The organism is Bradyrhizobium sp. CB3481 (genome assembly GCF_029714305.1).
Lineage (GTDB): Bacteria > Pseudomonadota > Alphaproteobacteria > Rhizobiales > Xanthobacteraceae > Bradyrhizobium.
In genome coordinates, this window is sequence record NZ_CP121647.1 from 2,396,339 (window position 1) to 2,417,477 (window position 21,139).

Consider the following 21,139-nt stretch of genomic DNA (forward strand, 5'->3'; position numbering starts at 1 on the left):
CTTGCGACAACGCCATTCACGCCGGTTCCTGATGAAGTCGAGCACCTCGATTCTTGCATCTCTTCTGGCGTCTTGCCTCGCAGTATCTTCTGCACTTGCGCAAGCGAACCTTGTCACACAATATGACCTCGGAGGATGTGGAGGGTATCCTCTCGATACGGAAGGTGTGGTCCAGGTTCCTTACGATCAGTTCGGCAAACAGTACAATCCAGTGACCATCAGTCAGACGGCGCTCGGATGTTATCACACCTACAAGCGAACAGGCAGTGTCGAGGCGCGCAAGACCTATCTTGATCAGATCCGGTGGATAACCTCGCATCATGTGCCTGCAGGCCAGGATATGGTTGCTTACGAATATCAGTTCCCATGGGATGGCTACGGACTTAAGTCGGGTTGGCGTTCTGGACTAGCGCAGGGACAAGCTATCTCAGCTCTGATCCGCTATCACTATGATACAGCGGACGCCTCGGTTCTGCCGCTGATCAAGAAGCTTAAGAATTTCATGTTCCTGCCTCGTGACAAGGGTGGGGTGTTGGCAAAAAGCCCGGAAGGCGGAATTTGGTTCGAGGAATATCCATCAGATCCTCCGTCGTTCGTATGGAATGGAAACGTCTCCACAGTCTTCGGCCTGTACGAGTTCGTGCGGCTATTTCCCAACGACAAGGACGCCAGTGAACAGTTGGATCAGGCGTTCGCCAGCCTCAAGGCATCACTGCCTGCCTACGATACTGGTGATTGGACGGTACTGGATCGCCGCAGCAGACCGTATCCGAAAGCAACAACTGGCTACGCGATCGGGCATGCCGTTCAGCTCAAGACGCTTGCTGAGATCACCCACGACAAGTTCTTCCAGCGCGCGTGGCTGAGATGGCAGAGCTTTTTCGATGACGCGAATTTCGATGCCTACGGCACAATGAGAGAATCGAATGGTGTCCTCCGATTAGCTTCGCGTCCGGCAACTCCGATGCCGCTAGACCAGTTGGCCGGGAATATCGAAGTGATCAGCTCGACGCCAACGGTGCCAGGATACGGAGTAGAAACATTATTTGACCGCAAGGACGATACGTATTTCGCCCCATCTGAAAACGGGGAAACGCATCTTCATTTACGGTTGAGGAGGCCCGTCAGCGCAAACCTTTTGTCCCTTGGACTCTACAATCCAATTCTTTATCCCCGATCGCTAAAATTAGAGATCAAAGAGTGCGGATCCGAGTTGAAACCGATCTCATACACACTCTCTTCGAGTCGGCTCGTTCTGAGCTATTATTTTGCTCGGCAGGAAATTTGCGAAATCAGAGTATCGTCGGCCCAAAACGCTGGTCAAAACCGTATGGTTCTATCCGAACTTTCAATAGGCAATCAGCCATTGCAATCGGAGCTCCCGGCCATCGGAAGCTACGTCACGTCAGTCTATAGGATGACGGAACCCGCGTTCACTGTCAGGCTTATTACCACTCAACAGCCGGCCATGGCCACGGCAATGTACCGTTGTGCAGACACCGTGGATAAAATCAACACACATGGCTGGGTTTTCGATATGCTTGATCCGGTCCGGGGCGATAGCCGTCCATCTCCAGCAGGGTTCTGCCAATTCAAATTTGTGTCCGATCCCAATTCTGCTGTCGCCGGGTGGCGAGTTCGCGTCGATGGTGTCGAAACGGCGTCTCAACGATAGCTGTGCTCCAGATTCTCGACGCGATTCTTCACGCGCTGCAGCGCAGAGCCGGTTGATAGTTGCGCATAACGAAAGAGTTGCCCCGCGATCAGACCTTGAATAATACGCAGTACATGATCCTTCGGGAGAACGTGCTCGGCAGGCACCCTTTCTTTTAGATCCATTGAAAGCCATTACCCAGCGCGGGGCTCCGAAGCCGTTCCTCCAAATTGAGCTTTGAGCTTCACCGGCGGTTGACAAGCCAGCCGCTCAGTTGGAGGAGTTACTTGGAAGCGTGACGAGAGCCTCAGAACCTTGCTCAGCGTTTGCTTCAGGAATTCATCGTGATTACCAAGTTCATCGACCGCTGATGCGTCGGCGAAATGGTTGGTTGCAGTCCTACGCTAGCTTTCGAAGCAACGCTGTCAGTTTGGACTATAGCTCGTCAGGCGAAGGCCGGACGGATCGGGTTAGGGGGGGTGCATTACTGGTCCTTGTCGTCACACATTGGGCCCCAAACCATGCTTGCCAATACTGGTAAGGCTGTGAGAGCCGGCAAAAGGCTCTCGAACGTCGAGCAGAGAGGTGCCTGAACAGCTATCGTCGAGAGGCATCCCAACGCAAATAATCGAAAGTGCAGCAAGGGCGAACGCCATGACGACCACAGAAACACCGATGGGATGCATTGTCGCCGCTCAAACAGGCCATCGTTGAGAATTTCGCTATGTGCCGACAATCAAAAAGACGGCTTCGATCATAGTTTGCTCTGCCAAAGGAGTGCGGCAATAAGATGCAATCCTTTATGTGTTTGCGAAGGGGGCTATCTACATTCAACTAGACTAGTGCAGGGACTAAAGAGTTTTCGACGTTTACAAGCTCTGTTCCGTTCCATGAACCTCTGGTTATCCAGCATTCGCCTTGAACCCAGCCGCTTCGATACCAGCGACGGCGCAGATTTCGTCATTGTCGGAGGTATCGCCGCTGACGCCGACGGCCCCGAGCAGGCTCGTGCCGTCCATGATCAGCACGCCGCCGGGCACCGGAACCAGGCGCCCCTGAGCCAGCGCATTCACCGCGCCGACGAAATAGGCCTGCTCCTGTGCCCGCTGAAACAGCGCGCGCGAGCCCATGCCCATCGCGAGCGCGCCATAGGCCTTGCCATGCGCGATTTCGGCCCGCATCAGGCTGGTGCCGTCCTGCGCGGCGGTGACCTTCACGCAGCCGCGGGCATCGAGAACGGTAATGACCAGCGGCTTCAGTTTCTTCTCCACGCCCTTGGCCAGCGCGGCATCGAGGATCTTGCGGGCGACATCGAGGGTAAGTTCAGCCATGAATCAGTTCCTTTGCGATTGATCGGGATTAACGGTTCGCTGCGCGTCGAGGCTCATCGCGAGGACCCGGGCAACATGCAGTGCGGCACGGTTCGCGCCGTCCTTGATCTGGTGGCGGCAGGAGGTGCCGTCGGCAACGATCAGCGCCGCCGCATCGGCGCGGCGCACCGCCGGCAATAGCGACAGCTCGGCCATTTCGATCGAAGCCTGATAGGTGTCGGCGCCATAGCCGAACGCACCGGCCATGCCGCAGCAACTGGATTCAATGGTCTCGACACTGAGATCCGGAATGAGGCGAAGTATCTTTTCGACCGGCTTGAACGCGCCGAATGATTTTTGATGGCAGTGGCCGTGAACCAGCGCTTTCACCGGCATCGCACCGAGCGGCAGCTTCAGGCGGCCGGCCTCCGCCTCGCGAACCAGAAATTCCTCGAACAGCAAGGCGTGCGCGCTGACGCTCCTGGCGTCATTGTCCGAGCGAAGCGAGAGCAATTCGTCGCGCAGCGTCAGGAGACAGCTCGGCTCCAGTCCGACAATGGGCATCCCGCGCGCAGCGAACGGCGCGTAGGCCGCGACCAGCCGGTCCAGCTCGCTGCGCGCCTGTTCGACCAGACCGGCCGAGAGGAACGTTCGCCCGCAGCACAGCGCACGGCCCTGGTCCGCGGGCCTTGGGAGATGCACACGAAATCCGCCTTCCACCAGAACATGCAGGGCCGCCGTGAGGTTCTCGCTTTCGTAGTAGCGGTTGAAGGTGTCGGCGAACAGCACGACTTCGCGGCCGTCGGCAGGGCCGAAGGCTTCGACATCCGGCCTGAACACGTCGCGGCGGAACGCCGGCAGCGTGCGTTTCGCGCTGATGCCGGCAAGCTTCTCGAACAGGCTGCGCAATAGCGGACTGTTGTTGCGCCGGTTGGCGATCGACGCAAAGCGCGAGGCCAGACCAGCATAGCGCGGCAGATAGCCGACCAGCCGGTCGCGCAGCGAGAGGCCGTGCCTTGCCGCGCGCGCCGCCAGCACCTCGATTTTCATCTTGGCCATGTCGACGCCGGTCGGACATTCATGCCGGCAGGCCTTGCAGGAGACGCAGAGTTTTAGCGTCTCCATCATCTCGTCCGAAGCCAGCGCATCCGGCCCCAACTGCCCGGAGATCGCAAGACGCAACGTATTGGCGCGGCCTCGCGTGACATCCTTCTCGTTGCGGGTCGCGCGATAGGACGGGCACATCACGCCGCCCTCGAGCTTCCGGCAGGCGCCGTTGTTGTTGCACATCTCGACCGCACCCTGAAAGCCGCCGCCCGCGCCAGGATAGGCCGACCAGTCGAGCACGGTCTTCAGTTCGCCAACGCGATAATCCGGCCGATAGCGGAACAGCGAGCGGTCGTCCATTTTCGGCGGATCGACGATCTTGCCGGGATTGAGCAGATGGTCCGGATCGAAGCGCTGCTTGATTTCCCGGAAATCGGCGACGATGCGGGAGCCGAACATCGCTTCATGGAATTCGGAGCGCACCAGCCCATCGCCATGCTCGCCGGAATGCGAGCCCTTGTATTCGCGCACCATCGCGAAGGCCTCTTCGGCGATGGCGCGCATCACCTTGACGTCCTTCTCGAGCTTCAAATTGAGGACAGGGCGCACATGCAGGCAGCCCTCGGAGGCATGCGCATACATGGTGCCGCGCGTGCCGTGTTTGGCGAAGACCGCATTGAGCCGCTCGGTATAGTCGGCGAGGTGAGGCAGCGGCACGGCGCAGTCTTCGACAAAGGAGACCGGCTTTCCCTCCTGCTTCATCGACATCATGACGTTGAGGCCGGAGGTGCGAAAATCCGCAATCGCCGTCTGCGTCGCGGGCTCGACGACGTCGACCACGCCGCCCCATTTGCGCGGCGGATGGTTCCAACCGAAACCGAGGTCCGACATCAATTCGGAAAGCTGTTTCAGCTTTTGCAGATTGTCGGCCTGATCCTCTTCGGCAAATTCGACGATCAGGAGCGCATCCGGATCGCCGCGCACGGTCGCCTCGATCACGGGCTTGAACATCGCGATATCGCGCCCGAGCGCGATCATGGTGCGATCGACCAGCTCCACCGCGATCGGCCGCAGCTTCACCAGATGCTGCGCCGCGTCCATCGCCTCGTAGAAGCTGCCGAAATGGCAGACGCCGAGCACCTTGTTGCGGATGACGGGCCATAGCTTGAGCTCGACCTGCGTCGTGAAGGCCAGTGTCCCCTCGGAGCCGACCAGGAGATGCGCCATGTTGTTCGGTGCATTGCGCGGCACCAGCGCATCGAGATTGTAGCCGCCGACCCGGCGCTGCACCTTCGGAAATCGCTCCGATATTTCGGCGGCCTCGCGCTCGCCGAGATCGAGCATGTCGCGGAACAGGGCTAGGCCGCTCTGCGGCGAGTGCACCCGCGCGAGATCCCGTGGCACTTCGCCGAAATGCAGCCGCGTGCCGTCGGCCAGCGCCGCATCCATCGACAGCGTGTTGTCGCGCATGGTGCCGTAGCGCAGCGAGCGGCCGCCGCAGGAATTGTTGCCGGCCATGCCGCCGATCGTGGCGCGCGAGGCGGTGGACACATCGACCGGAAACCACAGCCCGTGCTTTTTCAGTTGCCGGTTGAGGTCGTCGAGCACGACGCCCGGCTCGACTACGCAAGTGCGGTTTTCGACGTCCAGGGAGAGCAGGCGGTTCAGGTGCTTGGAAAAGTCGACGACGATACCTTCATTGATGGTCTGGCCGCATTGCGAAGTGCCGCCGCCACGGGGGGTGACTACGCGGCCCTCGTCTTTGCAAATGGCGAGCGTCGTCAGCGCCTCGTCCAGGCTGCGCGGCACCACGACCGCCGCCGGCACGATCTGGTAGAAGGAGGCGTCGGTCGCGTAGCGGCCGCGGCTGAAGGGATCGAACAGGACCTCGCCGGTCAGGTTCGACCGCAGGCGGCGTTCAAGCGGTGAGGCGTTCTTCATCCCAAATCCAAAGTGATCCAGAGGCTGTTGTAATCCCTCCACGGGATTATGCACTTTTTATTCGGATGAATTACATTATGAATTCATAATCGGCAAGCTAGCCGGCGGCGCCGGCCGTCCCATTGGCGTCGCTTGCGGTGGCCAAGTGCTCGATAGCGGCGCTTCGCTTGTTGCGCAAATGCTGGAACAGGATGTCGCTCAGCTCGCTTCCGGCGCGGCGGCGTAGCGCATCCAGGATCGCCTCGTGCTCGCGCATCGCCTCGCCCCAGCGCTGCCGCTTGCGGGCGAAATTGGCCGAATAGCGCACGCGGCGGATCCGGCCGGCGAAGCTGGCGTAGGCTGTGCGCAGGGCTTCGTTGCGCGCGGCGGCGACGATGCTCTCGTGAATGCGCTGGTTGACCTGAAAATAGCCGTGCATGTCGCTGTTGAGGTAGTGGCCGTACATCTCATAATGCAGCCGCTCGATCGCTGCGATTTCCTTGTCGGTGATGGCCTCGCAGGCCAGGCGTCCGGCGAGGCTTTCCAGGCCGGCCATCACGTCGAAAAGCTCCTCGAGATCGCGCTCGCTGAGCTGGCGCACCCGTGCGCCGCGATTGGGCAGAAGGTCGATCAGGCCTTCCGCCGCCAGGACCTTGAGGGCCTCGCGCAGCGGCGTCCTGGAGATTCCGAGCATCTCGCAAAGTTGCCGCTCCGGAACGCGCGCGCCATCCGGAATGTTGCCTTCGACGACATAGTCGCGAAGCCGCAGCAGGATTTCGCCGTGCAGCGAGGTTTCCTGGCGGTCGGATGGAGTGATCGGCACTCCGGTTTCGGGAATCGTGGATTTCATTTGCACAACAGTAGTTTGCGAAAATCGCGGCGTCGACGTTACAAATCGAATACCAAATTTCGGTTGAAAAGACAAAAAATGAATGCAAAATGATCGCCAAGACGATGTTTGGGAGGTTTGTCATGCGCCAAGGACGGCATTTTCTGCAGATTCCAGGACCCAGCCCGGTCCCGGAGCGGGTTCTTCGCGCGATGGACATGCCGGTGATCGATCACCGCAGCGCCCAGTTCGCCGAGCTCGGGCGGGCGGTGCTGGAAGGCAGCCAGAAGATTTTCCAGACCTCCGGACCGGTGGTGATCTTCCCGTCGTCGGGGACGGGCGCCTGGGAGGCGGCCATCGTCAACACGCTGTCGCCGGGCGACAAGGTATTGATGGTGGAGACAGGCCATTTTGCGACCCTGTGGCGCCAGATGGCAGGCCGCTTCGGGATCGAGGTCGATTTCATCGCTGGCGATTGGCGTCGCGGCGCCGACCCCGCCCAGATCGAGGCCCGGCTCGCGGACGATGCGGCGCACACCATCAAGGCGGTGATGGTCGTGCATAACGAGACCTCGACCGGCGCGACCAGCCGTATCGCCGACATCCGCGCCGCGATCGACCGGACCGGCCATCCCGCCTTGCTGATGGTCGACACCATCTCCTCGCTGGGGTCGGTCGACTATCGGCACGACGAATGGAAGGTCGATGTCAGTGTCAGCTGCTCGCAAAAGGGTTTCATGCTGCCGCCGGGCCTCGGCTTCAACGCCATCTCGGAGAAGGCCCGCGCCACCGCCAAAACCAACCGGATGCCGCGCTCCTACTTCGATTGGGAGGAGATGCTGAAGCCGAATGCGAAGGGCTTCTTCCCCTATACGCCGGCGACAAACCTGCTCTATGGGCTGCGTGAAGCGATTACCATGCTGCTCGAGGAGGGGCTTGACCAGGTGTTCGCCCGTCATCAGCGGCTCGCCGCGGCGACGCGTGCCGCGGTCAATCACTGGGGGCTGGAGGTGCTGTGCCAGGAACCCCTTGAATATTCGCCCGTGCTGACGGCCGTGTTGATGCCGCCGGGTCACGACGCCGACCAATTCCGCCAGGTCGTCCTCGATCGCTACAACATGTCGCTCGGCTCAGGTCTGTCCAAGGTCGCAGGAAAGGTGTTCCGCATCGGGCACCTCGGCGAATGCAATGAGCTGACGCTGCTCGGTGCGTTGACCGGTGTGGAGATGGGATTGTCGGTCGCCGGCGTGCCGCATCGCGCAGGCGGCGTGGCGGCCGCGATGAGCTATCTCGAAGGCCGAACGGAAACCAACAATCCCACGCCACTCAAGGTGGTGGGCAGGTGATGCACGCAAGCGGATCGAATTTTGTCGGTCCGTTTGAGGAGACATCGGTCGCGAATTCCGTCGGCTGTTGACGTTGTCAGCGAAGCCGCCGGAGCAATCAAAAACATCAGGCGTAAGCGCCAGAGATCACGGAGAGGAATATGCGCAAGGTAACAGGCATCGCCGTTGCACTGGCATTTGCTGCGAGTGCGGCGCCGGCGCTGGCATGGGAGCCGACGAAACCGGTCGAGATCGTAGTCGCGGCGGGCGCCGGTGGCGCCTCGGATCAGATGGCCCGCATGATGCAGGCGGCGATCCAGAAGAACGGCCTGATGAAGGCGCCGATCGTAGTGTCTCTGAAGGGCGGGGCTTCCGGTGCCGAAGCGCTGATGTACATGAAGTCCAGCGAGGGCGACGCCAACAAGGTGCTGATCGCCTATTCGCTGATCTACATGCTGCCGCTGTCGGCGAAAATCCCCTTCAACTGGCGCGATCTCACGCCGGTGGCCGTCGTGGCCATGGACCAGTTCGTGCTGTGGGACAATGCGGCCGGCCCGAAGTCGGTCAAGGATTTCATCGCGGCGGCGAAGGCGGCGCCATCGCCCTTCAAGATGGGTGGCACCGGTTCGAAGCGTGAGGACCATGTGCTCACGGTTTTCATGGAAAAGCAGACCGGCGCCAAATTCTCCTATCTGCCGTACAAATCCGGCGGTGAGGCCGCTACGCAGTTGGTTGGCAACCACACCGAGGCGAACGTCAACAATCCAAGCGAAAATCTCGAAGTCTGGCGTGCCGGTCAGGTCCGCGCGCTCTGCGTGTTCGACAAGGAGCGAATTTCCTACGCGGCCAAGGTGACCGAAGCGCAATCGTGGAACGATATTCCGACGTGCAAGGAAGAAGGTCTCGACGTGCAGTATCTGATGCTGCGCGCGATGTTCCTGCCCGGCAAGGTGACGCCGGAGCAGCAGGCGTTCTATGTCGACCTGTTCCAGAAGGTGGCGCAGACGGCCGAGTACAAGGAGTACATGGAGAAGCAAGCGCTCAAGCCGATCTTTCTCAAGGGGCAGGAGATGATCAAATTCCTCGAAGAGGATGACGCGCTGAACAAGTCGCTGATGACGGAAGCAGGATTTGCCGCGCGGTGAGCGTTCGTCCTCCCCGCGTTGCTCCACCATCGATCACAGATCTCGAAACCAGCGCAATAGATCATGTCCAACACTGATATTGAAATCGTTGTCGAAGATCCGACCGCTCCGGAAGACAATTCTCCCGCGATATCAAGCACCCGGGTCGTCGACATTGTGGCGTCGCTGTTGTTGCTGCTGCTGGCGCTGACGCTTGGCTTTGACAACTGGCGCACCGGCGCTGGCTGGGAGACGACCGGTCCGCAACCCGGTTATTTCCCGTTCTACCTTTCCGTCATCCTTGCCGGCGCCAGTCTCTATGGCCTGGTCGCCGCGTTCTTCTCGCGCAAGGAAGCGAGCGAGACGTTTGTCACCCAGGCGCAGCTGCGCCGCGTGCTGGCGGTGTTCGTGCCGACGGTGCTGTTTGTCCTCGCCACCCAGTTTCTTGGCCTCTATGTCGCGAGCTTCCTGCTGATCTCCAGCTTCATGCGGTTGGTCGGCAAGATCGCGTGGTGGAAGTCGCTGCTGACTGCTTTCATCTTCGCCGCCGCGATGTTCGTGACCTTCGACGTCGCCTTCGATGTCATCATGCCGAAGGGCCCGCTCGAAGCGGCGCTCGGCCGCTAGGAAGCCTGCCATGGAAGCGTTCGGATTGCTGCTGCACGGCTTCGCCGTTCTGATGACCTGGAAGATCATCACCTTGATGATCGTTGGGCTGGTGCTCGGCATCTTTGTCGGCGTACTGCCCGGCCTCGGCGGTCCCAACGGCGTCGCGATCCTGCTGCCGCTGACCTTCACGATGGACCCGACCTCGGCCATTGTGATGCTGTCCTGCATCTACTGGGGCGCGCTGTTCGGCGGCGCCATCACCTCGATCCTGTTCAACATCCCCGGCGAAGCCTGGTCGGTCGCGACCACTTTCGACGGCTACCCGATGGCGCAGCAGGGCAAGGCGGCGGAAGCGCTGACCGCCGCCTTCACCTCGTCGTTCATCGGCTCGCTGGTCGCGGTGATGCTGATCACGTTCCTGGCGCCGATGATCTCCTCGTTCGCGCTGAAGTTCGGGCCGCCGGAGTTCTTCGCGGTCTATCTGCTCACTTTTTGCTCGTTCGTCGGCCTCGGCCGCGAGGCCAAGCACAAGACGGTGATTTCGATGTCGCTCGGCCTTCTGCTCGCCGGCATCGGGATGGATACGGTCTCCGGCCAGCTCCGCATGACATTTGGTTCTTCGGAACTGCTGCGCGGCGTCAATTTTCTGGTCGCCGTCATCGGCCTGTTCGGCATCAGCGAGATCCTCTTGACCATGGAGGAGCGGCTGGCGCTGCGCGGCCACGCGGCCGGCATCTCGCTTCGGGTGGTGCTGTCGGTCTGGAAGGACCTGCCGAAATACTGGGTGACGCTGGTGCGCTCCTCCTTCATCGGCTGCTGGCTCGGCATCACCCCGGGCGGCGCGATCGCCGCCTCCTTCATGGGCTATAACCTCGCCAAACGCTTTTCGAAGGATCAGGACAGTTTTGGCAAGGGCCGCATCGAGGGCGTGTTCGCGCCGGAGACCGCGGCGCATGCCTCGGGCACCTCGGCGCTGCTGCCGATGCTGGCGCTCGGCATACCCGGCTCCGGCACCGCGGCGATCCTGCTCGGCGGCTTGATGGTGTGGGGCCTCAATCCCGGGCCGCTGCTGTTCGTCGAGCACAAGGACTTCGTCTGGGGCCTGATCGCCTCGATGTATCTCGGCAATGTCGTCGGCCTCGTGCTGGTGCTGACCACGGTGCCGATCTTTGCCTCGATCCTGCGGGTGCCGTTCGCGGCGGTGGCGCCGATGATCGTGGTGTCCTGCGCGATCGGGGCGTACGCGATCCAGAACGCGATGTTCGACATCTGGCTGATGCTGGGCTTTGGCATCGTCGGTTACGTCTTCAAGAAGATCGGGATTCCCCTGGCGCCGTTCACGCTGGCGCTGGTGCTCGGCAACCGCGCCGAGGATGCGTTCCGCCTGTCGATGATCGGCGCCGGCGGCGATCTCAAGGTGTTCTGGTCGAACGGCTTGGTCGGTTCGATCACGACGCTGGCGATCGTGCTGCTGTTTTGGCCGGTGATTGACAGGATCATCAGCGGCGCCGGAAAGCTCATGCGGCCGGCGCAGGCTTAAGGGGCAAAGCAGCACTGAAGCCCGTTGCCTGGAGGGGGCGCTCATCGGCGATATTCCCCTCGGCCAGGCCCCGATTCTATTGCATTGACAGTCCGACCCCGGAGGGGGACAACCCGGCGAAATAGTGATATTCGACCGTCTCGCGAAACCGAGACACTACCGGGAAGGACGCCTATGACCGTGCATACTGGAAGGCATTTTCTGCAGATTCCGGGACCGACCAATGTGCCGGACCGGGTGCTGCGCGCCATGGATATGCCGACCATGGACCACCGGGGTCCGGAATTCGCCGAGGTCGGATACGCCGCGCTGGCGGCCATGCAGCGGGTATTTCGCACCAAGCAGCCGGTGATCATCTACCCGTCCTCGGGCACCGGCGCCTGGGAGGCGGCCATCGTCAACACGCTGCAGCCCGGCGACAAGGTGCTGATGGCGGAGACCGGCCAGTTCGCGGTGCTGTGGCGCGGTATCGCCGACAAGTTCAAGCTCGAAGTGGATTTCATTCCCGGCAACTGGCGCCATGGCGCCGACCTCGAGCAGATCGAGGCGCGGCTGTCGGCCGACAAGGCGCACAGGATCAAGGCCGTGTGCGTGGTTCACAACGAAACCTCGACCGGCTGCGTCACCCATCCGCAGGAAGTCCGCGAGATCCTCGACCGCGTCAATCATCCGGCGCTTCTGATGGTCGATACTATCTCCGGCCTCGGCTCGCTGGAATATGAGCACGACGCCTGGGGCATCGACGTGTCGGTGGCCGGCTCGCAGAAGGGCCTGATGCTGCCGCCGGGCCTCGGCTTCAACGCCATATCGGAAAAGGCGCTCGCGGTCGCGAAGGCCAATCCGGCGATGCGTTCCTATTGGGACTGGCAGGAAGTCATCGCCATCAACAAGGCCGGCACCTGGCCCTACACGCCGGCGACCAACCTGCTGTTCGGCTTGCGCGAAGCGGTGAAGATGCTCGAGGAGGAGGGGCTGGAGAACGTCTTCGCCCGCCACAAGCGCCACAGCGCCGCCACCCGCGCGGCGATCAAGGTGTGGGGCCTCGAAACGCAATGCCAGGAGCAGGGCGCGCATTCGCCCGCGCTGACCGGCGTCGTCATGCCGGAAGGCCATGACGCCGACAACTTCCGTAAGGTCGTGCTGGAAAACTTCGACATGTCGCTTGGCACCGGCCTGAACAAGATCAAGGGCAAGGTGTTCCGCATCGGCCATATCGGCCACTTCAACGACCTGATGCTGATGGGCACGCTGTCGGGCGTCGAGATGGGCCTCGACCTTGCCAAGGTGCCGCATCGCGGCGGTGGCGTGCTGGCCGCGATGGAAGTGCTCAAGGGACGCGACGCCGTGCCGATGCCGAAGGCGGCCGTTGCCTGAGACCGTTTGACCGAAACAACAATATAGAGAGAGCTGCGATGAACGCACCGGTAGCTGCGACTGAAGACCTGATCTATTCTGTCGAGGACGGTATCGCCCGCCTGACGTTCAACCGTCCGCAGGCACGCAATGCGCTGACGTTTGCGATGTACGAGCAGATGGCGGCGATCTGCGAGAGCATCAACAACGATCGCTCGATCAAGGCGATGATCCTGACCGGCGCCGGCGACAAGGCATTCGCGTCGGGTACCGACATCTCGCAGTTCCGCGCCTTCAAGACCGCGCAGGACGCGCTCGACTATGAGGCGCGCATCGACCGCGTGCTCGGTGCGCTGGAGTCGTGCCGCGTGCCGGTGATTGCGGCGATCGCCGGGGCCTGCACCGGCGGCGGCGCCGGCATTGCGGCCTGCTGCGATATCCGTATCGGAACCGAATCGACGCGGATCGGATTTCCGATCGCGCGCACGCTCGGCAATTGCCTGTCGATGTCCAACATCTCCAGGCTGGTTTCGCTGGTCGGTCCGGCGCGGACCAAGGACCTGATCTTCAAGGCGCGCCTGGTCGATGCGCCGGAAGCGCTGGCGCTCGGCCTGCTCAACGAAGTCGTGCCTGATGTCGAGACGCTGCAGCGCCGCGCCGACGAGACCGCGAAGCTCGTTGCCAGCCACGCGCCGATCACGCTCGAAGTCACCAAGGAAGCGGTGCGCCGCATCCGCCGGACGCTGAGCCGCGACGAGGGCGAGGACCTGATCCTGCGCGCCTATATGAGCGAGGACTTCCGCGAGGGCATGGACGCCTTCCTCAACAAGCGCTCGCCGAACTGGAAGGGTAAGTAGGTTCGAGGCAGCGGCCGACATGGATGCGAAGAGCCAAATTCTGTTTCTTTGTACCGGGAATTATTACCGAAGCCGCTACGCCGAAGAGCTCTTCAACTTCCGCGCCAAGAGCGAAGGATTGGGCTGGTCTGCGTTCTCACGGGGGTTGGCTGAAAAGGGTTCGCCCGAGAACGTCGGAGCGATGTCCCGCTTTGCGCTTGAAGCGCTTTCGGCAAGAAATATCGAACCAGCGGGCGCGCGTCGCCTCCCGGTCTCCTGCTCGGTGGCTGACTTTGGGGCGGCCGAGCTTGTCATCGCCTTGAAGGGCAGGGAGCACCGACCGTTCGTCGAGCGCCGATTTCCTGATCTGCTTCCGCGGGTCATTTTTTGGGATGTCGATGATGTGGCGTTCGCGCCGCCGGTGGTGGCGTTGGCGCAGATTGATGACCTGATCGATGGTCTTATCTCAGGATTGCGCAAGACATGAGACGCGATGGCATACGGGAAAGCGCCGCAGCCATCTTGCTCGACGAGGACGGTCGTCTCCTGATGCAATTGCGCGACAACGTCCCGGATATTCGCGAACCGGGCAAGATCGGACTGTTTGGCGGCCAGCGGGAGGGCGATGAGAGCTTTCTCGATTGCATTGTGCGCGAAATCCAAGAAGAGCTCGGCTACTATCTCCCGCCAAGTCGTTTCGAACTCCTCGCACGATGGTCTGGTCCGGACGATGCGGCTCCCGAAGGTACCATTCACGCCGAACTGTTCCTCGCGCGGGGAGTACCTGTTGAGAAGCTGACAATTGCGGAAGGCGCCTTGAAGATTGTTGCAGTAGATGAATTGGAGCAGGTTCGGCCATTTCTGTCGTTGCCGACGCGCTATGCGCTGGATACCTTTCTCCCGCGCATCACAGCGACCAGCCGGCCGTCGCATGAGTGATCCAGCACAGTCGCGCGTAGCTGCGTTCGCGGTGGTGCGAGACAAACCAGTCGCGAACGCTTCCGTATCGTAGCGCCAGAATGTTATCGGCTTGCAGCTTGGAAGGAAGCCTAAGGCTTCTTGAGGCAAAGGCCGACGGTGGGCGTCGTCCCGCACTTTGCGCCATCGGGCGCGCCGCCGGATGGGCAGAACACCGACACCAGGGTTTCGCTTGCCTCGCAGCTGACCTGGCCGTCCGCCTGCACCGATCTTATCGAAGTGCCAGCCGGGCCCGGATCGCCTTTTGCACCGGGCGCGCCCTGCGGTCCCTGTGGCCCTTGAGGACCCTGTTGTCCCTGCGGACCCTGCTGCCCCTGCGGGCCGGGCACGCCTTGCAACCCTTGCGCGCCCTGCGGCCCGGCCGGTCCTTGTGGGCCGGTTTCCCCCTTCGGCCCGGGCTCCCTGCCGCAGCCGGCAAGCAGCACCGCCGTCCCCACAGCAACGGCTAGTAGAATAGTTCTCATTGCGTGCTCTCCTCCCGATCGTCCCATAAGCATTAAACGGTTGCACGTGTAGGCTTGCAACCGAAAAGCCCGCCGAGCCATTTGCGGAGCGCGCCTGGATTCCATCTAATGCGAAAGTCATAAGCCACGCATTGCAGTGCAGCTTGAACTGGTGGTGTTTCGCCCGCAAGATGATGCAAGAGGTCAAATCTTGCTTCCAAGTCCTAGAAAAAACATAGGGATGAAACTCGTGGGACATATCCTGAAAGCCGCGGCCGCCGTGACGGCCATGATCGCAAGCAGCTCGGCGCTTGCCGCCTGGGAGCCGTCCAAGCCGGTTGAAATCGTCGTTGCGGCGGGTGCCGGCGGCGCGTCCGACCAGATGGCGCGGATGATGCAGGCGGCGATCCAGAAGAACAATCTGATGAAGCAACCGATGGTTGTTTCGCTCAAAGGCGGGGCGTCGGGCGCCGAGGCGCTGATGTATATGAAGTCCAGCGAGGGCGATCCCAACAAGGTGCTGATCGCCTATTCGCTGATCTACATGCTGCCGCTGTCGGCCAAGATCCCCTTTAACTGGCGCGACCTGACGCCGGTGTCGGTGGTCGCGCTCGACCAGTTCGTGCTGTGGGACAATGCCGAGGGGCCGAAGACGGTGAAGGACTTCATCGCGGCCGCCAAAGCGGCGAGCTCGCCGTTCAAGATGGGCGGCACCGGCTCCAAGCGCGAGGACCACGTGCTCACCGTGTTCATGGAGCAGAAGACCGGCGCAAAATTCTCCTACCTGCCGTACAAGTCCGGCGGCGAGGCAGCGACGCAGCTGGTCGGCAAGCACACCGAATCCAACGTCAATAATCCGAGCGAAAATCTCGAAGTCTGGCGCGCCGGTCAAGTCCGCGCGCTGTGCGTGTTCGACAAGGAGCGCATCTCCTACAAGACCAAGGTGACAGAGACCCAGTCCTGGAACGATGTCCCGACCTGCAAGGAGGAGGGGCTCGACGTGCAGTATCTGATGCTGCGCGCGATGTTCCTGCCCGGCAAGGTGACGCCGGAGCAGCAGGCATTCTATGTCGACCTGTTCCAGAAGGTGACGCAGACGCCGGAATACAAAGACTACATGGAGAAGCAGGCGCTCAAGCCGATCTTCCTGACCGGCAAGGACATGCTGAAATTCCTCGAAGAGGACGACAAGCTCAACGCGCAGCTCATGAACGAAGCGGGCTTTGTCGCGAAGTAGAGTGTAAGCAAGCGCTACTCCTCCGCGTGGCCGTATCCGGTCATGCGGAGCCGAACCTTCTCGATCTCCTCCTTCGACAACAGCGGCGGCGTGCCGATCTGCAGGCAGCCGTGATATTGCCGCGCCAGCGTCTCGACCTCGACGGCGAGCCACATCGCTTTCGGCAGCGTCGGCCCCACCGCGATCATGCCGTGATGCTCGAGCAGGCAGGCCAACCGTCCCTCCAGCGCGCGCACGGCATGTTCCGAAAGCTCCTGGGTGCCGAAGGTCGCGTATGGCGCGCAGCGGATCGTGTCGCCGCCGGCGACCGCGACCATGTAGTGAACCGGCGGAATCTCCATGCCCATGATGGCCAGCATGGTGGAGTAGGGCGGGTGGGCGTGGACGATCGCATTCACTTCCGGCCGGGCCTTGAGGATGTCGCGGTGAAACCGCCACTCGCTCGATGGCCGCTGGCCCGGATCGTGGTTGCCGTCGAGATGCATATAGACGATCTGCTCGGGCTTCATCGCCTCGTAGGGCGTGCTGGTCGGGGTGATCAGCATGCCGTCGCCATGGCGCAGACTGATATTGCCCGATGTGCCCTTATTGATGCCTGTTGCATTCATGCGCAGGCAGGCATCGATGATTGACTGGCGTTTTTCCCGGTCCTTGGTGGCAGGCATGTCGAACCCTCTTGCGGCCTGCGGACAATGCTTGATTATTGCGTCGCAGTATAGTCGAACCTATCCTTGGAATAGCTGACTGGGAGTAGTCATGGCCCGTAGCGTGCTTGGCATCATCGGCGGATCTGGAATCTACGACCTGCCGGGGCTGGAGGACGTCCACGAAGAGACCATCGCAAGCCCCTGGGGCGAGCCTTCCGCTGCCCTGACGCGCGGCGTCGTCACCGGGCTGCCGGTTGTATTCCTGCCGCGGCACGGCAAGGGGCACGTGTTGTCGCCCTCCGACATCAATTATCGCGCCAATATCGACGTGCTGAAGCGGGCGGGGGTGACTGATCTGGTTTCGCTCTCGGCCTGCGGTTCGTTTAGGGAGGAGCTGCCGCCTGGCACGTTCGTGCTGGTCGATCAGTTCGTTGACCTTACCTATCGGCGCGAGAGCTCGTTCTTCGGCAAGGGCTGCGTCGCCCATGTCTCGATGGCCCATCCGGTGTCGCCGCGGCTGCATGTGCATCTGGCCGCTGCCGCCGAGGCGGAGGGGATCGCGGCGGTGCGGGGCGGCACCTATGTCTGCATGGAAGGTCCGCAGTTCTCCAGCCTCGCCGAGAGCCTGATGTACAAGGCGCAGGGCCATTCGGTGATCGGCATGACGAACATGCCCGAGGCCAAGCTCGCCCGCGAGGCTGAGATCTGCTACGCCAGCGTCGCGATGGTCACCGATTTCGATTGCTGGCATCCTCATCATGATGCGGTCACCGTGCAGGACATCATTCGCGTGCTGAACTCGAATGCCGGAAAGGCGAAGGCGCTTGTTGCGCGACTTGCCCGGGATTTCCCGCGCGAGCATGAGCCTTGCCCGATCGGATCGGACAAGGCGCTCGACACCGCGCTGATCACGGCGGTGGAGGCGCGCGACCCAGAATTGCTTGCCAGGCTGGACGCTGTCGCGGGCAGGGTGCTGAAGTCATGAAGGTCGATGGTCGCCATTTCCGCAGTATCTGGCTGGAGCCCGACGGCTGGACCGTCGGCGCGATCGACCAGCGGCGGCTCCCGCATGAATTTGCGATCGTTCGCCTTGAGACCGCGGATGCAGCCGCGGATGCCATTCGCAGCATGCTGGTGCGCGGGGCCCCCCTGATCGGCGCCACGGCCGCTTACGGCATGGCGCTGGCGGTGCGGGACGACCGATCCGACGCCGGCATCGATCGCGCCTATGAATTTCTGATTGCGGCGCGGCCGACCGCGATCAACCTGAAATGGGCGCTTGACGAGATGAAGCGCGTGCTCAAGCCGGCGCCGCCTTCCGAACGCGTACAAATCGCCTATGCCCGCGCCGCCGAGATCGCCGAGGAGGATGTCGCGATCAACCAGGGGATTGGCCGGCATGGCCTGGCGCTGATCGAACAGATTGCCGCGAGCAAGCCGCCCGGCGAGCCGGTCAACGTCCTGACCCATTGCAACGCCGGCTGGCTCGCCACGGTCGATTGGGGCACCGCGACGGCCCCGATCTACCTCGCGCATGATCGCGGCCTGAAGGTCCATGTCTGGGTCGACGAGACGCGGCCGCGCAATCAGGGCGCTTCGCTGACCGCCTGGGAACTCGGCCACCACGGCGTGCCGCACACCGTGATCCCCGACAATACCGGCGGCCATCTGATGCAGCACCGCATGGTCGATCTCGCGATCGTCGGCACCGACCGCGTCGCCGCCAATGGCGACGTCTGCAACAAGATCGGGACCTACCTGAAGGCGCTTGCCGCCCACGACAATGGCGTGCCGTTCTATGTTGCACTGCCGTCGCCCACCATCGACTTTAGTATCGATGATGGCATCAGGCAGATTCCGATCGAGCAGCGCAGCGCCGACGAGGTGGCTGTCATGACCGGCCGCACCGCAGATGGCCGCGTGGAGAGCGTGCGCATTGTTCCCGATGGCACGCCGACCGCCAACTACGCCTTCGACGTCACGCCGGCGCGGCTGGTCACGGGGTTGATCACCGAGCGCGGCCTGCTGCGGCCCGAGCGTGCTGCACTTGCGAGCGCATTCCCCGAGCGCAGCACCGGTCATTGACGGCGGCGACGTCGGCACGTAATCCCGTTCGACAGCGTCGCATCGGGGGTCGTCGTCTCCATGTCCAATACCGACATCGAAATCGTCGTCGAGGATCCGACCGCGCCGGAGGCCAACTCGCCTCAAATCGTGAGCGTGCGGGTGGTCGATGTGGTCGTCTCGCTCATGCTGCTTGCGCTCGCGATCACGCTCGGGTTCGACAACTGGCGCACGGGCGCCGGCTGGGAATCCACCGGTCCGCAGCCCGGCTATTTTCCATTTTATCTCTCGATCATCCTCGGCGGTGCCAGCCTCTACGGCTTGGTCGCCGCGTTCCTGTCGCGGACGGAGGCTACGGAAAGCTTCGTTACCCGGGCTCAGCTTCGCCGCGTGATGGCGGTGTTCGTGCCGACGCTGCTGTTCGTCCTCGTGACGCAATTCCTCGGGCTCTATGTCGCAAGTTTCCTGTTGATCTCCGGCTTCATGCGCCTGGTCGGCAAGATCGCGCTGTGGAAGTCGCTGCTCACCGCTTTCGTGTTCACCGCCGCGATGTTCATGACCTTCGACGTCGCCTTCGATGTCATCATGCCGAAGGGCCCGCTCGAAGCGGCGCTCGGCCGCTGACGGGGCGATGGAGCTGACGAAATGGAAGCCCCGTAAATGGAAGCTTTGGGCCTCTTGATGCACGGTTTTGCCGTGCTGCTGACCTGGAAGACGCTGCTGTTGATGATGACCGGGCTGGTGCTCGGTATCTTCGTTGGCGTGCTGCCCGGCCTTGGCGGCCCCAACGGCGTCGCGATCCTGCTGCCGCTGACCTTCACGATGGACCCGACCTCGGCGATCGTGATGCTGTCCTGCATCTATTGGGGCGCGCTGTTCGGTGGCGCCATCACCTCGATCCTGTTCAACATCCCCGGCGAGGCCTGGTCGGTCGCGACCACCTTCGACGGCTATCCGATGGCCCAGCAGGGCAAGGCGGCGGAAGCGCTGACCGCGGCCTTCACCTCGTCCTTCATCGGCTCGCTGGTCGCGGTGATGCTGATCACCTTCCTGGCGCCGATGATCTCGTCCTTTGCGCTGAAGTTCGGGCCGCCGGAGTTCTTCGCGGTCTATCTCTTGACCTTCTGCTCGTTCGTCGGCCTCGGCCGCGAGGCCAAGCACAAGACGGTCATTTCGATGTCGCTCGGCCTTCTGCTCGCCGGCATCGGCATGGACACGGTGTCCGGCCAGCTCCGCATGACATTTGGTTCGGCGGAACTGCTGCGCGGCGTCAACTTCCTGGTCGCGGTGATCGGCCTGTTCGGCATCAGCGAGATCCTCTTGACCATGGAAGAACGCCTGGCGCTGCGCGGCCACGCCGCCGGCATCTCGCTCCGCGTGGTGCTGTCGGTCTGGAAGGACCTGCCAAGATACTGGGTGACCCTGGTGCGCTCCTCCTTCATCGGCTGCTGGCTCGGCATCACCCCGGGCGGCGCGATCGCCGCCTCGTTCATGGGCTATAACCTCGCCAAGCGCTTTTCGAAGGATCAGGACAGCTTTGGCAAGGGTCGCATCGAGGGGGTGTTCGCGCCGGAAACGGCGGCGCATGCCTCGGGCACCTCGGCGCTGCTGCCGATGCTGGCGCTCGGCATTCCCGGCTCCGGCACCGCCGCGATCCTGCTCGGCGGCTTGATGGTGTGGGGCCTCAATCCCGGACCGCTGCTGTTCGTCGAGCACAAGGATTTCGTCTGGGGCCTGATCGCCTCGATGTATCTCGGCAACGTGGTCGGGCTCGTGCTGGTGCTGACGACGGTGCCGATCTTTGCGTCCATTCTTCGCGTGCCGTTCGCGGCGGTGGCGCCGATGATCGTGGTGTCCTGCGCGATCGGCGCCTACGCGATCCAGAACGCGATGTTCGACATCTGGCTGATGCTGGGCTTTGGCATCGTCGGCTACGTCTTCAAGAAGATCGGGATTCCCCTCGCGCCGTTCACGCTGGCGCTGGTGCTCGGCAACCGCGCCGAGGATGCGTTCCGCCTGTCGATGATCGGCGCCGGCGGCGATCTGAAGGTGTTCTGGTCGAACGGCTTGGTCGGTTCGATCACGACGCTGGCGATCGTGCTGCTGTTCTGGCCGGTGATCGATCGGCTGATCAGCAGCGTCACGCGGATGTGGAGGCCGGTGAAGATGTGATCGGATCGGCAACGACGGAGAGGTAGCGCAGCACATGCGATTGTCATCCCC

At 62.2% G+C, this 21,139-nt stretch carries 20 protein-coding genes; 14 read left to right on the forward strand and 6 right to left on the reverse strand.

All coding sequences use genetic code 11. From position 1 onward, the window contains the following. The first annotated feature begins 31 nt into the window (after positions 1-31). Positions 32-1,675 carry a D-glucuronyl C5-epimerase family protein gene (locus tag QA643_RS11555; RefSeq protein ID WP_283033286.1) on the forward strand — a complete coding sequence of 548 codons (1,644 nt, stop codon included), beginning with the start codon at positions 32-34 and terminating at the stop codon, positions 1,673-1,675. Here the strand turns inward: QA643_RS11555 and QA643_RS11560 are convergent. From QA643_RS11560 to QA643_RS11575, 4 genes are all read right to left on the reverse strand, one after another. Further along, on the reverse strand, positions 1,666-1,839 hold the full coding sequence (locus QA643_RS11560) for a hypothetical protein (protein WP_283033287.1): 174 nt from the start codon (positions 1,837-1,839) through the stop codon (positions 1,666-1,668). The two genes, QA643_RS11555 and QA643_RS11560, sit on opposite strands and share 10 nt — an antisense overlap. Positions 1,840-2,556: 717 nt before the next feature. Further along, positions 2,557-2,985: a heme-binding protein gene (locus tag QA643_RS11565; RefSeq protein ID WP_283033288.1), complete on the reverse strand. Its 429-nt coding sequence runs from the start codon at positions 2,983-2,985 to the stop codon at positions 2,557-2,559. Positions 2,986-2,988: 3 nt separating this feature from the next. Continuing rightward, the gene (locus QA643_RS11570; protein ID WP_283033289.1) at positions 2,989-5,952 is read right to left on the reverse strand and encodes an FAD-binding and (Fe-S)-binding domain-containing protein; all 2,964 of its coding nucleotides are present in this window, start codon (positions 5,950-5,952) and stop codon (positions 2,989-2,991) included. Positions 5,953-6,049: 97 nt separating this feature from the next. Then, positions 6,050-6,781: a GntR family transcriptional regulator gene (locus QA643_RS11575; RefSeq protein ID WP_283033290.1), complete on the reverse strand. Its 732-nt coding sequence runs from the start codon at positions 6,779-6,781 to the stop codon at positions 6,050-6,052. Between the two features lie 122 nt (positions 6,782-6,903). On the opposite strand from QA643_RS11575, the gene QA643_RS11580 reads away from it, so the two are divergent. The 8 genes from QA643_RS11580 to QA643_RS11615 all read left to right on the forward strand — a co-directional run bounded on the left by QA643_RS11580 (position 6,904) and on the right by QA643_RS11615 (position 14,486). Then, a complete protein-coding gene (locus QA643_RS11580) occupies positions 6,904-8,106 on the forward strand; it encodes an alanine--glyoxylate aminotransferase family protein (protein ID WP_283033291.1) in 1,203 nt (400 codons plus the stop codon). Positions 8,107-8,246: 140 nt separating this feature from the next. Then, positions 8,247-9,230 carry a tripartite tricarboxylate transporter substrate-binding protein gene (locus tag QA643_RS11585; protein ID WP_283033292.1) on the forward strand — a complete coding sequence of 328 codons (984 nt, stop codon included), beginning with the start codon at positions 8,247-8,249 and terminating at the stop codon, positions 9,228-9,230. Between the two features lie 63 nt (positions 9,231-9,293). Next, entirely contained in the window at positions 9,294-9,836 is a 543-nt protein-coding gene (locus QA643_RS11590) for a tripartite tricarboxylate transporter TctB family protein (RefSeq protein ID WP_283033293.1), read from the forward strand. Between the two features lie 10 nt (positions 9,837-9,846). After that, positions 9,847-11,358 (forward strand): tripartite tricarboxylate transporter permease, encoded by a 1,512-nt coding sequence (locus QA643_RS11595; protein ID WP_283033294.1) that lies wholly within the window; start codon positions 9,847-9,849, stop codon positions 11,356-11,358. Between the two features lie 174 nt (positions 11,359-11,532). Next, on the forward strand, positions 11,533-12,732 hold the full coding sequence (locus tag QA643_RS11600) for an aminotransferase class V-fold PLP-dependent enzyme (RefSeq protein ID WP_283033295.1): 1,200 nt from the start codon (positions 11,533-11,535) through the stop codon (positions 12,730-12,732). A gap of 38 nt (positions 12,733-12,770) precedes the next feature. Further along, positions 12,771-13,568: an enoyl-CoA hydratase/isomerase family protein gene (locus QA643_RS11605; RefSeq protein WP_283033296.1), complete on the forward strand. Its 798-nt coding sequence runs from the start codon at positions 12,771-12,773 to the stop codon at positions 13,566-13,568. Positions 13,569-13,587: 19 nt separating this feature from the next. Next, positions 13,588-14,034, forward strand: a complete 447-nt coding sequence (locus QA643_RS11610) for a low molecular weight phosphatase family protein (RefSeq protein ID WP_283033297.1) — start codon at positions 13,588-13,590, stop codon at positions 14,032-14,034. After that, positions 14,031-14,486 carry an NUDIX domain-containing protein gene (locus tag QA643_RS11615; protein WP_283033298.1) on the forward strand — a complete coding sequence of 152 codons (456 nt, stop codon included), beginning with the start codon at positions 14,031-14,033 and terminating at the stop codon, positions 14,484-14,486. The genes QA643_RS11610 and QA643_RS11615 overlap by 4 nt, the downstream gene beginning before the upstream one ends. A 110-nt stretch (positions 14,487-14,596) precedes the next feature. Here the strand turns inward: QA643_RS11615 and QA643_RS11620 are convergent, their stop codons facing one another. Beyond that, entirely contained in the window at positions 14,597-14,989 is a 393-nt protein-coding gene (locus QA643_RS11620) for a hypothetical protein (protein WP_283033299.1), read from the reverse strand. 229 nt (positions 14,990-15,218) lie between these two features. Here QA643_RS11620 and QA643_RS11625 point away from each other — a divergent pair, with 229 nt between their 5' ends. Beyond that, positions 15,219-16,205: a tripartite tricarboxylate transporter substrate-binding protein gene (locus QA643_RS11625; protein WP_283034775.1), complete on the forward strand. Its 987-nt coding sequence runs from the start codon at positions 15,219-15,221 to the stop codon at positions 16,203-16,205. 14 nt (positions 16,206-16,219) lie between these two features. Here QA643_RS11625 and QA643_RS11630 read toward each other — a convergent pair whose 3' ends face one another. Further along, a complete protein-coding gene (locus QA643_RS11630) occupies positions 16,220-16,870 on the reverse strand; it encodes a class II aldolase/adducin family protein (RefSeq protein ID WP_283033300.1) in 651 nt (216 codons plus the stop codon). Positions 16,871-16,961: 91 nt separating this feature from the next. Between QA643_RS11630 and QA643_RS11635 the strand changes: the two genes are divergently transcribed. Genes QA643_RS11635 through QA643_RS11650 form a run of 4 tightly spaced genes read left to right on the forward strand, consistent with a single transcriptional unit; the run spans position 16,962 to position 21,088 of the window. Beyond that, positions 16,962-17,837: an S-methyl-5'-thioadenosine phosphorylase gene (locus tag QA643_RS11635; protein ID WP_283033301.1), complete on the forward strand. Its 876-nt coding sequence runs from the start codon at positions 16,962-16,964 to the stop codon at positions 17,835-17,837. Continuing rightward, the gene (mtnA, locus tag QA643_RS11640) at positions 17,834-18,937 is read left to right on the forward strand and encodes an S-methyl-5-thioribose-1-phosphate isomerase (RefSeq protein WP_283033302.1); all 1,104 of its coding nucleotides are present in this window, start codon (positions 17,834-17,836) and stop codon (positions 18,935-18,937) included. The genes QA643_RS11635 and mtnA overlap by 4 nt, the downstream gene beginning before the upstream one ends. A gap of 60 nt (positions 18,938-18,997) precedes the next feature. Continuing rightward, positions 18,998-19,540 (forward strand): tripartite tricarboxylate transporter TctB family protein, encoded by a 543-nt coding sequence (locus tag QA643_RS11645; RefSeq protein WP_283033303.1) that lies wholly within the window; start codon positions 18,998-19,000, stop codon positions 19,538-19,540. Between the two features lie 36 nt (positions 19,541-19,576). Continuing rightward, positions 19,577-21,088, forward strand: a complete 1,512-nt coding sequence (locus tag QA643_RS11650) for a tripartite tricarboxylate transporter permease (protein WP_283033304.1) — start codon at positions 19,577-19,579, stop codon at positions 21,086-21,088. Positions 21,089-21,139: the final 51 nt, after the last annotated feature.

Bases quoted from the DNA above. Each gene is read 5' to 3' on its own strand.
- QA643_RS11590 (WP_283033293.1), top strand. From the start codon at position 9,294: ATGTCCAACACTGATATTGAAATCGTTGTCGAAGATCCGACCGCTCCG.
- QA643_RS11570 (WP_283033289.1), bottom strand. From the start codon at position 5,952: ATGAAGAACGCCTCACCGCTTGAACGCCGCCTGCGGTCGAACCTGACC.
- QA643_RS11630 (WP_283033300.1), bottom strand. From the start codon at position 16,870: ATGCCTGCCACCAAGGACCGGGAAAAACGCCAGTCAATCATCGATGCC.
- QA643_RS11595 (WP_283033294.1), top strand. From the start codon at position 9,847: ATGGAAGCGTTCGGATTGCTGCTGCACGGCTTCGCCGTTCTGATGACC.
- QA643_RS11585 (WP_283033292.1), top strand. From the start codon at position 8,247: ATGCGCAAGGTAACAGGCATCGCCGTTGCACTGGCATTTGCTGCGAGT.
- QA643_RS11645 (WP_283033303.1), top strand. From the start codon at position 18,998: ATGTCCAATACCGACATCGAAATCGTCGTCGAGGATCCGACCGCGCCG.
- QA643_RS11605 (WP_283033296.1), top strand. From the start codon at position 12,771: ATGAACGCACCGGTAGCTGCGACTGAAGACCTGATCTATTCTGTCGAG.
- QA643_RS11610 (WP_283033297.1), top strand. From the start codon at position 13,588: ATGGATGCGAAGAGCCAAATTCTGTTTCTTTGTACCGGGAATTATTAC.
- QA643_RS11615 (WP_283033298.1), top strand. From the start codon at position 14,031: ATGAGACGCGATGGCATACGGGAAAGCGCCGCAGCCATCTTGCTCGAC.
- QA643_RS11565 (WP_283033288.1), bottom strand. From the start codon at position 2,985: ATGGCTGAACTTACCCTCGATGTCGCCCGCAAGATCCTCGATGCCGCG.
- QA643_RS11650 (WP_283033304.1), top strand. From the start codon at position 19,577: ATGGAAGCTTTGGGCCTCTTGATGCACGGTTTTGCCGTGCTGCTGACC.
- mtnA (WP_283033302.1), top strand. From the start codon at position 17,834: ATGAAGGTCGATGGTCGCCATTTCCGCAGTATCTGGCTGGAGCCCGAC.
- QA643_RS11600 (WP_283033295.1), top strand. From the start codon at position 11,533: ATGACCGTGCATACTGGAAGGCATTTTCTGCAGATTCCGGGACCGACC.
- QA643_RS11580 (WP_283033291.1), top strand. From the start codon at position 6,904: ATGCGCCAAGGACGGCATTTTCTGCAGATTCCAGGACCCAGCCCGGTC.
- QA643_RS11635 (WP_283033301.1), top strand. From the start codon at position 16,962: ATGGCCCGTAGCGTGCTTGGCATCATCGGCGGATCTGGAATCTACGAC.
- QA643_RS11575 (WP_283033290.1), bottom strand. From the start codon at position 6,781: ATGAAATCCACGATTCCCGAAACCGGAGTGCCGATCACTCCATCCGAC.
- QA643_RS11560 (WP_283033287.1), bottom strand. From the start codon at position 1,839: ATGGATCTAAAAGAAAGGGTGCCTGCCGAGCACGTTCTCCCGAAGGAT.
- QA643_RS11620 (WP_283033299.1), bottom strand. From the start codon at position 14,989: ATGAGAACTATTCTACTAGCCGTTGCTGTGGGGACGGCGGTGCTGCTT.
- QA643_RS11555 (WP_283033286.1), top strand. From the start codon at position 32: ATGAAGTCGAGCACCTCGATTCTTGCATCTCTTCTGGCGTCTTGCCTC.